This window comes from Nocardioides lijunqiniae (assembly GCF_015024225.1).
Lineage (GTDB): Bacteria > Actinomycetota > Actinomycetes > Propionibacteriales > Nocardioidaceae > Nocardioides > Nocardioides lijunqiniae.
The window spans coordinates 37,187-49,477 of record NZ_JACJGM010000027.1; the positions used below are offsets into that span (position 1 = coordinate 37,187).

13 protein-coding genes are annotated in these 12,291 nt (G+C 71.3%); 8 read left to right on the top strand and 5 right to left on the bottom strand.

What is annotated here, in order from left to right:
- Positions 1 to 23: 23 nt before the first annotated feature.
- Entirely contained in the window at positions 24 to 1,208 is a 1,185-nt protein-coding gene (locus tag IRQ30_RS15985) for a sensor histidine kinase (protein ID WP_193613993.1), read from the top strand.
- A gap of 34 nt (positions 1,209 to 1,242) precedes the next feature.
- On the opposite strand, the gene nadA is transcribed toward IRQ30_RS15985, so the two are convergent.
- The gene (nadA, locus tag IRQ30_RS15990; RefSeq protein ID WP_193613994.1) at positions 1,243 to 2,436 is read right to left on the bottom strand and encodes a quinolinate synthase NadA; all 1,194 of its coding nucleotides are present in this window, start codon (positions 2,434 to 2,436) and stop codon (positions 1,243 to 1,245) included.
- Between the two features lie 30 nt (positions 2,437 to 2,466).
- Positions 2,467 to 3,348 carry a GNAT family N-acetyltransferase gene (locus IRQ30_RS15995; protein WP_338089746.1) on the bottom strand — a complete coding sequence of 294 codons (882 nt, stop codon included), beginning with the start codon at positions 3,346 to 3,348 and terminating at the stop codon, positions 2,467 to 2,469.
- 34 nt (positions 3,349 to 3,382) lie between these two features.
- Here IRQ30_RS15995 and IRQ30_RS16000 point away from each other — a divergent pair, with 34 nt between their 5' ends.
- Together IRQ30_RS16000 and erpA are read left to right on the top strand one after the other, a co-directional pair.
- Positions 3,383 to 4,480, top strand: a complete 1,098-nt coding sequence (locus tag IRQ30_RS16000) for a glycerate kinase family protein (protein ID WP_193613995.1) — start codon at positions 3,383 to 3,385, stop codon at positions 4,478 to 4,480.
- A gap of 60 nt (positions 4,481 to 4,540) precedes the next feature.
- Positions 4,541 to 4,903: an iron-sulfur cluster insertion protein ErpA gene (gene erpA / locus IRQ30_RS16005; RefSeq protein ID WP_134738713.1), complete on the top strand. Its 363-nt coding sequence runs from the start codon at positions 4,541 to 4,543 to the stop codon at positions 4,901 to 4,903.
- Positions 4,904 to 5,038: 135 nt separating this feature from the next.
- Here the strand turns inward: erpA and IRQ30_RS16010 are convergent, their stop codons facing one another.
- Complete coding sequence (locus IRQ30_RS16010) at positions 5,039 to 5,269, bottom strand: hypothetical protein (protein WP_193609348.1); 231 nt, start codon at positions 5,267 to 5,269, stop codon at positions 5,039 to 5,041.
- A 63-nt stretch (positions 5,270 to 5,332) separates the two neighbouring features.
- Here IRQ30_RS16010 and IRQ30_RS16015 point away from each other — a divergent pair, with 63 nt between their 5' ends.
- The gene (locus tag IRQ30_RS16015; protein ID WP_193613996.1) at positions 5,333 to 6,313 is read left to right on the top strand and encodes a carbohydrate kinase family protein; all 981 of its coding nucleotides are present in this window, start codon (positions 5,333 to 5,335) and stop codon (positions 6,311 to 6,313) included.
- Between the two features lie 3 nt (positions 6,314 to 6,316).
- Here IRQ30_RS16015 and IRQ30_RS24265 read toward each other — a convergent pair whose 3' ends face one another.
- Positions 6,317 to 6,550 carry a sulfurtransferase TusA family protein gene (locus IRQ30_RS24265; RefSeq protein WP_193613997.1) on the bottom strand — a complete coding sequence of 78 codons (234 nt, stop codon included), beginning with the start codon at positions 6,548 to 6,550 and terminating at the stop codon, positions 6,317 to 6,319.
- Entirely contained in the window at positions 6,547 to 7,689 is a 1,143-nt protein-coding gene (locus tag IRQ30_RS16025) for an aminotransferase class V-fold PLP-dependent enzyme (RefSeq protein ID WP_193613998.1), read from the bottom strand. Before IRQ30_RS16025 ends, IRQ30_RS24265 begins: the two co-directional genes overlap by 4 nt.
- A gap of 93 nt (positions 7,690 to 7,782) precedes the next feature.
- Between IRQ30_RS16025 and ctaC the strand changes: the two genes are divergently transcribed.
- The 4 genes from ctaC to IRQ30_RS16045 all read left to right on the top strand — a co-directional run bounded on the left by ctaC (position 7,783) and on the right by IRQ30_RS16045 (position 12,202).
- A complete protein-coding gene (ctaC, locus tag IRQ30_RS16030; protein ID WP_193609344.1) occupies positions 7,783 to 8,658 on the top strand; it encodes an aa3-type cytochrome oxidase subunit II in 876 nt (291 codons plus the stop codon).
- Positions 8,655 to 10,445, top strand: coding sequence for an aa3-type cytochrome oxidase subunit I (ctaD, locus tag IRQ30_RS16035; protein WP_193613999.1), 1,791 nt, complete (start codon positions 8,655 to 8,657; stop codon positions 10,443 to 10,445). Before ctaC ends, ctaD begins: the two co-directional genes overlap by 4 nt.
- Positions 10,442 to 10,858 (top strand): cytochrome c oxidase subunit 4, encoded by a 417-nt coding sequence (locus tag IRQ30_RS16040; protein WP_193614000.1) that lies wholly within the window; start codon positions 10,442 to 10,444, stop codon positions 10,856 to 10,858. Before ctaD ends, IRQ30_RS16040 begins: the two co-directional genes overlap by 4 nt.
- Positions 10,859 to 10,978: 120 nt before the next feature.
- On the top strand, positions 10,979 to 12,202 hold the full coding sequence (locus IRQ30_RS16045; protein ID WP_193614001.1) for a L,D-transpeptidase: 1,224 nt from the start codon (positions 10,979 to 10,981) through the stop codon (positions 12,200 to 12,202).
- Positions 12,203 to 12,291: the final 89 nt, after the last annotated feature.

Below are 12,291 nucleotides of genomic sequence, written 5' to 3' on the forward strand. Positions count from 1 at the left end.
CGAAAGGATGGGAGACTCCTGGGATGACGACCAGCACTCTCGAGGACCAGCGACGCGCGGCAGGCATCGCGGCCTACGACCTGCTCGAGCGGCCGCCCCGGCGCGACCTGGTCGCCCTGGTCGAGCTCGCGGCGCTGGTGTGCGACGTCCCGATGGCCACGATCAACCTGATCACCGACGCCCACCAGCACCAGGTGGCTGCGGTCGGCTTCGACGCCTCGGTGTGCCGGCGCGAGGACTCCATGTGCGCGGCGGTGCTGGACGCCGACACCCCGATCGTTGTCACCGACGCGCGGCTGGACCCCCGTTTCCAGGACAACCCGTTCGTCACGGGCGCGATCGGCGACGTGCGCTTCTACGCCTCGCACAAGCTCGTGACGCCCGCGGGCATCGCCATCGGCACCCTGTGCGTGTTCGACACCGAGCCGCGTGCGCTCGACACCCAGCAGGTGGGCGCGCTCGCGACCCTCGCCGACCGGGTCGTCGACGTCCTGGAGCTCTCGCTCACGACCAAGCGCCTGGCCGAGACCCTGTCGCAGGTCGAGGACTCCAACCAGCGGCTGGCGTCGTTCGCCGGTCAGGTCAGCCACGACCTGAAGTCGCCGCTGACCAGCGTCACCATGTCGCTGGAGCTCGTGCACGACCACCTCACCGAGGGCGCCGACCCCCAGGAGGCCCGGTGGCTGGTCGACCGTGCGCTCCAGGGCTCGCAGCGCATGGCCCTGCTGATCGACGACGTCCTCGACTTCGCCCGCGTGAGCGGCTCCCTCAAGCTCACGTCGGTCGACGTCGGCGCCCTGCTGGGTGACGTGCGCGTCGACCTCGAGTCGGCTCTCGCCGACGTGCGGCTCGAGGCGGGGCCGCTCCCGACCGTCCCGGGCGACGAGGTCCAGCTCCGCGCCCTGCTGCAGAACCTCGTCGGCAACGCCGCCAAGTTCCGGGTCGCCGGCCGTCCGCCGGTGGTACGGGTCGGGGCTCGTCCCACCGCCGGCGGCTGGCGGATCGAGGTCACCGACAACGGGCCGGGCGTCCCGGCCGGCGACCGCGAGCGGGTCTTCCTGCCGCTGGCACGGGCCGCGAGCAGCGTCGACGGCTCCGGCATCGGGCTGGCGACCTGCCGGCGGATCGTCGAGGCCCACGGCGGAGCCATCGGGCTCGACGAGGCCGATGGCGGCGGCACCGTCGCGTGGTTCGAGCTGCCCCAGTGACGGGGGAGTGACGGCGGAGTGACGGGGGCCCGGGTCAGTCCTTGTGGGACTTGCCGGGCAGGTCGAGCATCCGCTGCAGCGCGACGAGCGCGTCGCGCTCGGTGTCGTCGTCGACGTCGATCTGGTTGACCACGATCCCGTTGACCAGCGACTCCAGCGCCCACACCAGGTGCGGGAGGTCGATCCGGTTCATCGTGGAGCAGTAGCAGACGTTCTTCTCGAGAAAGACGATGTTCTTGTCCGGGTGGTCCTGCGCGAGCCGCTTCACGAGGTTCAGCTCGGTGCCGATCGCCCAGGTGGAGCCGGCAGGCGCCGCCTCGATCGTCTTGATGATGAACTCCGTCGACCCCACCAGGTCGGCCTTGAGCACGACCTCGTGCGTGCACTCGGGGTGCACCAGGATCTGGATGTCCGGCACGGTGGCGCGCAGGGTGTCGATGACCTCGGGGGAGAAGCGGCCGTGCACCGAGCAGTGGCCCTTCCACAGGATCATCGTCGCGTCGACCAGCTGCTGCTGCGTCAGGCCGCCGTTGGGCTTCTGCGGGTCCCACACGACGCAGTCGTCGAGGGTGAGGCCCATCTTCAGCACGGCGGTGTTGCGACCGAGGTGCTGGTCGGGGAAGAAGAGCACCTTGCGCCCGGGGCCGCCGGCCTCGAGGGGCTGCTTCTGGTCGAAGGCCCACTCCAGCGCGGTCTCGGCGTTGGAGGAGGTGCACACGATGCCGCCGTTGCGGCCGCAGAACGCCTTGATGTCGGCGCTGGAGTTCATGTAGGTCACCGGGACGACGGCGTCCTGGACGCCGGCCTCGGCGAGCGCGTCCCAGGCGTCCTCGACCTGGGAGAGCACGGCCATGTCGGCCATGGAGCACCCGGCGGAGAGGTCGGGCAGCACCACGCGCTGGTGCGGGCCGGTGAGGATGTCGGCCGACTCGGCCATGAAGTGGACGCCGCAGAAGACGATGTACTCGGCCTCGGGGCGCCCGGCCGCGTCGCGGGCCAGCTTGAACGAGTCGCCGGTGACGTCGGCGAACTGGATGACCTCGTCGCGCTGGTAGTGGTGGCCGAGCACGAACACGCGCTCGCCCAGCGCCTCCTTCGCGGCCCGGGCTCGGGCGACGAGCGAGGGGTCGGAGGTCTCGGGCAGGTCGCCCGGGCACTCGACGCCCCGCTCGGAGGAGAGGTCGACCCCGCGGCCGAGCGGCAGGAGGGGCAGGTCGACGGTCGTCATGGCACCGATCCTAGTTCGCTGGGAGGTCCGCTAGAGCAGGGCACCGGAGTGAACGTACGGCGACGGCGGGCTCATTCCCCGCAGTCCGAGGTAGCCCTCGGAGTGCAGCTCGAGGCGCGCGGCCATCCCCACGTCGATCGCCCACTCGTTGGCGGCCGTGACGTGGGCGATCGTCTGCTCCGCCGGACCGTCCGCGACCGCCGCCCAGAGCAGCCGCGTGGCGGTCGCGCGCGTGGTCGCCGCGAGCAGCTGGACGGCCCCGCTGCCGTCGACGTAGGCGTAGCCGGAGCCCGTGGTCGAGTCGGACACGAGGGGGCGCCAGAGCCGCTGCATCAGCGGGTGGTCGGGGCCGTGCGCCGCGTCGCGCACCTGGCGGTCGATCGAGTCCATCAGGTCGGTGTCGGAGGCCGAGCCCTCACGCACCCGTTCGACGACCGGGATCGCCGAGCGGTCGACGGTGCCGGTGAGGTGCATCTGCGGGTGCAGCGTGAAGCCGGCCAGCCGGTAGCGCCGCGCCGACCTCGGGTCGCTGCCCGCCGACAGCATCCCGCGCAGGCAGCCCCGCCCGTGGTGCAGGGCCGCCTCCAGCAGCTGGCGGCCGATCCCGCGCGACTGCAGCCCCGGCCGCACGGCGTACGTCGCCAGGCACCAGGTCTTGTCGCGGACGAACGACGTCGCCATGCCGATCAGGCCGCTGTCGTCGTCGGCCACCCAGCAGCCGCCGGGGTCGGTCTCCAGGAGGTGCCGGGTGCGGAGCAGCCACGCCTCGCGCCGCGCGGGCGGGCGCAGCTCGGGATCGGGCGCGTCGCGGCGCTGCATCCTCCGGTCGAGGTCGAGGAAGCTCTCGGCGCTGAGGCGCTCGGCGTCCGCGACGTCCTCGGGCCGCATCGGGCGGATCGTCACCTCGGTCACGTGACGAGCCTAGGTCTCGGTCAGGATGGGCCGCATGCGAGTTCTGGTGGCGCCCGACAAGTTCGCCGGCACGTTGACGGCGGTGGAGGCGGCGCGTGCCATCGCCGAGGGCTGGGCCCGGCGGGCGCCCGCCGACGAGCTGGATCTCGCTCCGATGTCGGACGGGGGCCCGGGCTTCGTCGACGTGCTGCACGCGAGCCTCGGCGGGGAGCTGCTCGCGGTCACGGTCAGCGGCCCGTTCGGCGCGCCGACGCCCGCGACCGTCCTGGTGGTCGGGGACACCGCCTACGTCGAGACCGCCCAGGCCTGCGGGCAGCCGCTCGTGGCGGGGCAGGACGTCGAGCGCGCCAGCACCGTCGGCGTCGGCGAGCTGCTGCTGGCCGCCGCCGGGACCGGCGCCACGACGGTGGTCGTGGGCCTGGGCGGCAGCGGCACCAACGACGGGGGAGCCGGCCTGCTCGCGGCGCTGGGCGCCACCTCCAACGGGGTGCTCGACGGCGGTCCCGCCGCTCTCGCCGGCCTCACGGAGGTCGACCTCGGCCCCGCGCGCGAGCGCGTGGCCGGCCTGAGGCTGGTGGCCGCCACCGACGTGGACATCCCCCTGGCCGGGCTCTTCGGGGCGACCAAGGCGTTCGGGGCGCAACGCGGCATCGCCGAGGACCGGCTCCTGACGGTGGACGGCTGGCTGGAGGCCCTCGCGGTCGCCACCGACCGTCGTACGGCGCTGGACAAGGGCGCCGGTGCGGCGGGCGGGCTCGGCTTCGCGCTGCTGTGCCTCGGGGCCGTCCGCGAGCCCGGCATCGCGCTGGTGGCCGCGGCCGTCGGTCTCGCCGACCGGGCACGGACCGCCGACCTGGTCCTGACCGGGGAGGGCGCCTTCGACTTCTCCAGCCGCTCCGGCAAGGTGCCCTACGGCGTGGCCGAGGTGGCGCAGCAGGCGCTGCGCCCGTGCGTGGCGCTGGCCGGCCAGGTGCTCGTCGGCTCCCGCGAGATGCGCGCGCTCGGCGTCGAGTCGGCGTACTCGCTGGTCGACCTGGTGGGCGATGAGCGTGCCTTCGCCGACCCGGCCGGCTCCCTGGCCGCGCTCGCGGAGCGCGTCGCGCGCACCTGGTCTCCTCGAACAGAGGAATAACCGGGCGTGTGCGACGATTGGAACCGGTAAGAAACCCGCACACGGACTGGGAGTCACCACATGACCGAGCAGGTCGAGACCACCACAGAGCGCCGCACCGACCAGATCAACCTGAGCCCGGTCGCCGCTGCGAAGGTGCAGAGCCTTCTCGCGCAGGAGGGTCGTGACGACCTCCAGCTGCGCATCTCGGTGCAGCCCGGCGGTTGCAGCGGCCTGCGCTACCAGCTGTTCTTCGACGAGCGCAGCCTCGACGGTGACGTCGTCACCGACTTCGACAGCGTCAGCGTCGTGGTCGACCGGATGAGCGTCCCCTACCTCAACGGCGCGATGATCGACTTCGTCGACAGCATCGAGAAGCAGGGCTTCACGATCGACAACCCCAACGCCACGGGCTCGTGCGCGTGTGGAGACTCGTTCCACTGATCGCAGCCGCCGATCCCTCGGCAGCAGCAGCCTGACGCACCAAGCAACAGCCCCCCGCCGGTCACCGGCGGGGGGCTGTTCGGTCTCAACAGGCCTGAGGGAGAGGAGGGGTCGGCCTGTCGAGGGTTGGGGGGATCAGTCGAGATGGAGCTGCAGCGCATTGGCGAGGCGGGTCGCCGCGTCGGAGATCCGGATCTCGCGCTTGGGGACCTCGCGGGGGAAGTCGGCGAACAGGATGCTCGGCGCGGGCCGCGAGGCGTCGCGGGCGACGCGCTCGAGCCGCGACTCGAGGCGCAGGTTGCGGCCCGCCGCCTCGCAGTCGGCGCGCATCTGCTGGGGGCTGGTGAGCTCCTCGTACGGCGTCATGCCTCGACGCTATTGGCTACTCCCGCGTAGCCCCAGCAGTACCCGTCGGTAGTGTTCCGTGTCATGTCCTCTGGCTCGCTCCTCATCGCCGGCTCCATCGCCTCCGACCACCTGATGACCTTCGGGGGGAGGTTCGAGGACTCGCTCGTCGTCGAGCAGCTGCACAACATCTCCGTGTCGTTCCTCGTCAACGACCTCGAGATCCGGCGCGGGGGAGTGGCGCCCAACATGTGCTTCGGTCTCGGGCGCCTCGGGCTGCGGCCCGTCCTGGTCGGGGCGGCCGGCGAGGACTTCGCCGACTACCGCTCCTGGCTCGAGCGCCACCACGTCGACTGCCACTCGGTGCACATCTCCACGACCAAGCACACCGCGCGCTTCGTCTGCACCACCGACTCGACGATGGCGCAGTTCGCGTCGTTCTACCCCGGGGCGATGAGCGAAGCCCGCCAGATCGAGCTGCAGCCCATCGTGCAGCGGGTCGGCGAGCCCGACTACGTCCTGATCGGCGCCGACGACCCCGAGGCGATGCGCCGCCACACGCACGAGTGCCGGCAGCGCGCCTACCCGTTCATCTCCGACTGCTCCCAGCAGCTGGCCTTCTCCGACGGCGAGCTGATCCGCGACCTCATCGACGGCGCCGCGATCCTCTTCTCCAACGAGTACGAGTCGCACATGATCGAGCAGAAGACCGGCTGGTCGGCCGAGGAGATCCTGTCCCGGGTCGGCACCCAGGTGGTCACGCTCGGCGCGCAGGGCGCCCGCATCACCCGCGCCGGCGAGCCCGTCATCGAGGTGCCCGCCGCCAAGGACGTCACGGCCGTGGAGCCGACCGGCGTCGGCGACGCCTTCCGGGCCGGCTTCCTGGCCGGCCTCAGCTGGGAGCTCGGCCTGGAGCGGGCCGCGCAGGTCGGCTGCGTGCTGGCGGCGTACGTCGTCGAGACGGTCGGCACGCAGGAGTACACGTTCTCCCACGCCCAGTTCGTCGCCCGGGTCGAGGACTCCTACGGCCCGGAGGCCGCGGCCGACGTGGCCGCGCACCTCTGACGGCTAGGACAGCCGGCGCACCACGAAGCGGGGCGCGCCGTCGTCGGCGGTGTCCTCGCCGACGTACTCCTGGCCGCGCATGCGGCACCACGCCGGTACGTCGTGACGTGCGGCGGGGTCGTGGGCGACCACCGCGAGCAGCTCGCCCACGCCCACGTCGGCGAGGTGACGGCCCAGCTCGATGATCGGTCGGGGGCACGGCAGCTCGCGGCAGTCGAGCTCGACGGCGGGGGTCACAGCCCGACGTCCGCGCGGATCTCGGCCACCGCGCCGGGCAGCACGGCCAGGAACCGCTCGACCTCCTCGGGGCTGGTGTCGCGGGCGAGGGAGAGCCGCACGTTGCCGTGCGTGAGGGCGCCCATGGCCGCCAGGACGTGGCTGGGCTCCAGCGTCGAGGCCGTGCAGGCCGAGCCGCTCGCGACGCCGAAGCCGTGGCGCCCCAGGGCGTGCACGAGCGCCTCGCCATCGACGTAGAGGAACGAGAAGGTCACGAGGTGGGGGAGCCGGTCGACGGGGTCGCCCACCACGTCGGTGTCGGGGATCTCGAGCACCGCCGCGCGCACCCGGTCGACCAGGGCGGCCTGGCGTGCGGCGGTCTCGTCGCGCTCGGCCACGACGGCCTGCAGCGCGGCAGCTGCGGCCAGGGCGGCCGGGACGTTCTCGAAGCCGCTCGCCCGGTCGTCGACGCGGTCGTCGCGCGGGAAGGGGCTGGTCCAGCGCGCGCCCTTGCGCACGAGCAGGACGCCGACGCCTGCCGGGCCTCCCCACTTGTGGGCCGACGCGGCGGCGGCCGACCATCCCGTCGGCAGCCCCACCCGGCCGGCGGCCGCACAGGCGTCCACGAACAGCGGGACGCCGGGGAGCCGCTCGGCGACGTCGCCGACCGGCTGGAGGGTCCCGACCTCGTGGTTGGCGGCCTGCAGGGCGACGACCGCGGCGCCCTCGGACGCCGCGACCAGCTCGTCGACGAGGACCCGCCCCAGGGCGTCCACGGGCGCGGAGACCGTCTCGCCGGGCGCCCACGCGGCGGCGTGCAGCACCGCCGAGTGCTCGACCGCACTGTGCACGATCCGGTCCGAGACGCGAGCCCTGGCACGGTGCAGGCCGAGCAGGCCGCGATGCACGGCCTCGGTGCCCGAGGAGGTGAACGTGACCTCGTCGGGGCGCACCCCCAGCGCGTCGGCCAAGACGGCGCGCGCGTTGTCGAGCAGGAGGCGCGCGTTGCGCCCCGGGCGGTGCAGCCGCCGCGGGTCGGCGTAGCCCTGGTCAAGCGCGGCGAGGAGGGTGTCGCGAGCCGCCGGGTGGAGGGGCTCGGCGGACGCCGAGTCGAGGTACCCGCCGCCGGGTCCGGTGGCGGCGTCCGCGGGATTGGTCACAGTCGGAGGCTACCGGCGACCCGGTCCGTCATCGGAGGCACGATTCGGATAGTCTTCCGAGTGTTCGTGACCGTCTGAGAGGAAGGCTCGTTCGTGGGTCTGCAACTCCCCGAGCGCAAGGCAGGATCCGGCGTTCTCGGTCGCCGGCTGACGCTCCTCGCCCTGCTTGGCCTCGGCCTGCTCGCCCTCACCGGGTGCGGCTCCGACTCAGGTGAGTGGGAGCGCCTCGCCATGCCCGACCCGGGCACCGAGCAGGGTGAGTCCATTCTCGCCCTGTGGCAGGGCGCGTGGATCGCTGCGCTCATCACCGGCGTCGTCGTGTGGGGCCTGATCTTCTACGCCTCCTGGCACTTCCGCCGGCGCAGCGACGACGAGATCCCGATCCAGACGCGCTACAACCTGCCGCTGGAGATCTTCTACACGATCTTCCCGGTCATCATGGTGATCGTCTTCTTCTCGCACACCGTCCGTGTGCAGAACGAGGTCCTCGACGACTCCCCGCCCGACAACACGATCACCGTCGTGGGGCAGCAGTGGAGCTGGACCTTCAACCACCCCTACGACGACGAGAACGTCTACGTCCAGGGTGACGGCAACACCATCCCGACCCTCTACCTCCCGGTCGGCGAGACGACGCGCTTCAACCTGGTCACCCCCGACGTCATCCACGACTTCGGCGTGCCCGGCTTCCTGATGAAGATGGACGTCGTCCCCGGCCAGATGAACCACTACCAGGTGACCCCGACGCGCACCGGCGAGTACGCCGGCAAGTGCTTCGAGCTCTGCGGCACCTACCACTCGCGCATGCTGTTCAACGTCGAGGTCGTGACGCGCGCCGAGTACGACGACTACCTCGAGGGCCTCGCCGAGAACCCCGAGAACGTCAGCGAGGAGCCCGTCATCGGCGGCTCCTACGCCGACACTCCCGCCGGCCTGGAGTCCGACGAGTCCGAGAAGGGGGCCGAGTGACCACCACCGCGGCGCGACCGACAGAGCCGACCGACCTGAGCGCCGGGCGCAAGCCCCTGGGTCAGCAGCTGGTCACGATCATGACCACGACCGATCACAAGCTGATCGGCAAGCTCTACCTGATCACGTCGTTCGCCTGGTTCATGGTCGGCGGCCTCATGGCCATGCTGATCCGCTCCGAGCTCGCCTACCCCGGCCAGCAGGTCGTCAACGAGGAGCTCTACAACCAGCTCTTCACGATGCACGGCACGATCATGCTGCTGCTGTTCGCGACGCCGCTGTTCTTCGGGTTCGCCAACGTGATCATGCCGATCCAGATCGGCTCGCCCGACGTGGCGTTCCCGCGGCTCAACATGTTCAGCTACTGGCTGTTCCTCTTCGGCGGCCTGATCGCCGCGTCCGGCTTCCTGACGCCCCAGGGCGCGGCCGACTTCGGCTGGTTCGCCTACACCCCGCTCTCCGACGCGATCCGCTCGCCCGGCGTCGGCGGTGACCTGTGGATCATGGGTCTGTGGATGGCCGGTCTCGGCACGATCCTGGGTGCGGTCAACTTCATCACCACGATCATCTGCATGCGCGCGCCCGGCATGACGATGTTCCGGATGCCGCTGTTCGTGTGGAACACGCTGATCACCAGTCTGCTGGTCCTGATCGCGTTCCCCGTGCTGGCCGGCGCGCTGCTCTCGCTCGAGGCCGACCGGATGCTCGGCGCCCACGTCTTCGACACCGCCCACGGCGGCGCGATCCTGTGGCAGCACCTGTTCTGGTTCTTCGGGCACCCCGAGGTCTACATCATCGCGCTGCCGTTCTTCGGCATCGTGACCGAGATCCTCCCGGTCTTCAGCCGCAAGCCGATCTTCGGCTACGTCGGCCTGGTCGGCGCCACCCTCGGCATCGCGATCCTGTCCGTCGCCGTGTGGGCCCACCACATGTTCGTGACGGGGTCGGTCAACCTGGCCTTCTTCTCCGGCATGACGTTCCTCATCGCGGTCCCGACCGGAGTGAAGTTCTTCAACTGGATCGGGACGATGTGGGGCGGGTCCATCTCGTTCGACACGCCCATGCTCTGGTCGATCGGCTTCCTGACGACGTTCCTCTTCGGTGGCCTGACCGGCATCATCCTGGCCTCGCCGCCGCTCGACTTCCACGTGTCCGACTCCTACTTCGTGGTGGCGCACTTCCACTACGTCGTGTTCGGCACGGTGGTGTTCGCGATGTTCGCGGGCTTCTACTTCTGGTGGCCGAAGATGACCGGCCGGATGCTCGACGAGCGCCTGGGCAAGGTCCACTTCTGGCTGCTCTTCGTGGGCTTCCACCTGACGTTCCTCGTGCAGCACTGGCTGGGCGTCGAGGGCATGCCGCGGCGCTACGCCGACTACCTGCCGGGCGACGGGTTCACCGTGCTCAACCAGGTGTCCACGGTCGGAGCGTTCCTCCTGGGCGCCTCCACGCTGCCCTTCCTCTACAACGTCTACATCTCCCGGCGTTCGCCGCTGGTGGGCGTGGACGACCCGTGGGGCTGGGGCCGGTCGCTGGAGTGGGCCACGAGCTCGCCCCCGCCGCGCCACAACTTCGTGACGATCCCGCGGATCCGCTCGGAGTCGCCGGCGTTCGACCTGCACCACCCCGAGATCGCCGCGATCGAGCTGGACGAGAACGCCTCGGCCCGCGACGGCGACTTCGCCGACGCCCCCGACATGGAGGGTCGCGAGCAGCTCATCGAGGAGAACCTGGACGGCGACACCGACCAGAGCCAGCGCCAGCGCCCGGAGGATGACGCTCGATGAAGTCCGAGACCTGGATCTTCGCCATCTGCACCGTCTTCCTGGTGCTGGTGACGCCGGCCTACTGGTTCATCACGGACGGGTCCGACAAGGGCCCGGACTGGACCGGCACGTCCGCGCTGACGATGACGGCGCTGCTGACGCTCATGGTCGCCCTCTACCTCGGCTTCCACGCCCGGAAGATGGACCCGCGTCCCGAGGACCGCAAGGACGCCGAGATCGCGGACGGTGCCGGCGAGCTCGGCTTCTTCCCGCCCTACAGCTGGTGGCCCCTGTGGTGTGCCCTCACGCTCGGCGTGATGGTGGCCGGGGTGGCCGCCGGTGCCTGGTGGCTGGTCATCATCGGCAGCGTCCTGGGTGCGATCGCGCTCAGCGGCCTGGTCTTCGAGTACTACCGCGGCGAGCACGCCCACTGACCGTCGGGGCGCGCGCACGCCCCGGTGATCCAGGATTCTCGGCCTCGCCGCGTATCCTGGCTGCGGTCGACCGCACGGTCGGCCCCTGTCGCGTCCAGCAACATCTCCGGGAGTTCCACCATGTCCAGCCGCCGCCTGGTCGGCGCCTCCGCGCTGCTCCTCGCCAGCCTCACCCTCGCCGCCTGCGACGCCGGGTCGGCGCTCTCGGGTGATCCCGACGACGGGTCGTCGAGCTCCTCGGGGGCCTCGGGCGGCTCTGGCGGCGCGGACGCAGCGGGGCAGAAGCCCGCGGGCCGCGTGGCCACCAACGTCAAGCGCGGTGCCACGGTGGGTGTCGACAGGGTCGTGCAGGTCACCGCGAAGGACGCCCGTCTGACGTCCGTCACTCTCTCGTCGGCCTCCGGTGCCGTCGACGGGGCGATCGCCGACGACGGCGCCCGCTGGACCGCCTCCGACCGCCTGGAGCCGGGGGAGACCTACACGGTCAAGGCCCTTGCGGAGGGCGCCGACGGCAAGCCCGTCCGGCGTACGTCGCGCTTCGAGACGTCCCCGCTCTCGCTCGAGCAGCAGACCTACCCGTCGGTGTCGCCGCTGGCGGGGGAGACCGTCGGCGTCGGGATGCCGGTCGTCGTCTCCTTCGACGTGCCCGTGACCGACCAGGCGGAGTTCGAGCGGCACATGACGGTGACCTCGAAGCCCGCCCAGCGCGGCACCTGGCACTGGCTGAGCGCCACCGAGGCGCACTGGCGCCCCGCGATGTACTGGCAGGCCGGCACGAAGGTCTCCGTGGCGGTCGACGTCAACGGCGTCGCCGCCGGCAACGGCATCTACGGGCAGGAGGACCGCGTGGTCGACTTCGAGGTCGGCGACGCCCACGTCTACAAGGTCAACGCCAAGACCCACCAGATGAAGGTCTACTCCAACGGCAAGCTGCTGCGCACCCTGCCCATCACGACGGGCAAGCCCGGCTTCACCACCCGCTCCGGCACGAAGGTGATCCTGGAGAAGTTCGACCGCAAGCGGATGAACTCCGAGACGGTCGGCATCGCGGCCGGCAGCGCCGAGGCCTACGACATCGACGACGTCCAGTGGGCCATGCGCGTCACCTACTCCGGCGAGTTCATCCACGCCGCCCCCTGGTCGACCGGCTCCCAGGGTCACGCCAACGTCTCCCACGGCTGCACCGGCATGAGCACCGCCGACGCCGGCTGGCTCTACGACCTCTCCCGCCGCGGCGACGTCGTCGAGTACACCGGCACCGACCGCCCCATGACCCTCGACAACGGCTACGGCGACTGGAACGCCTCCTTCAAGGACTACGCCCAAGGCTCCGCCCTCCGCTGACCATGGCTTTCGGTGGTTGAGGTGCGCGCGCCAGCGAGCCTCGAAACCACTTACCGGTGGTCGAGCAGTGAGGAGCGCCAGCGACGAGC

Coding starts and splice junctions, on each gene's coding strand:
- IRQ30_RS16040 (WP_193614000.1), top strand. CDS start 10,442: ATGAAGTCCGAGACCTGGATCTTCGCCATCTGCACCGTCTTCCTGGTG.
- IRQ30_RS16000 (WP_193613995.1), top strand. CDS start 3,383: ATGCGAGTTCTGGTGGCGCCCGACAAGTTCGCCGGCACGTTGACGGCG.
- IRQ30_RS16045 (WP_193614001.1), top strand. CDS start 10,979: ATGTCCAGCCGCCGCCTGGTCGGCGCCTCCGCGCTGCTCCTCGCCAGC.
- IRQ30_RS16010 (WP_193609348.1), bottom strand. CDS start 5,269: ATGACGCCGTACGAGGAGCTCACCAGCCCCCAGCAGATGCGCGCCGAC.
- nadA (WP_193613994.1), bottom strand. CDS start 2,436: ATGACGACCGTCGACCTGCCCCTCCTGCCGCTCGGCCGCGGGGTCGAC.
- erpA (WP_134738713.1), top strand. CDS start 4,541: ATGACCGAGCAGGTCGAGACCACCACAGAGCGCCGCACCGACCAGATC.
- IRQ30_RS15985 (WP_193613993.1), top strand. CDS start 24: ATGACGACCAGCACTCTCGAGGACCAGCGACGCGCGGCAGGCATCGCG.
- IRQ30_RS16015 (WP_193613996.1), top strand. CDS start 5,333: ATGTCCTCTGGCTCGCTCCTCATCGCCGGCTCCATCGCCTCCGACCAC.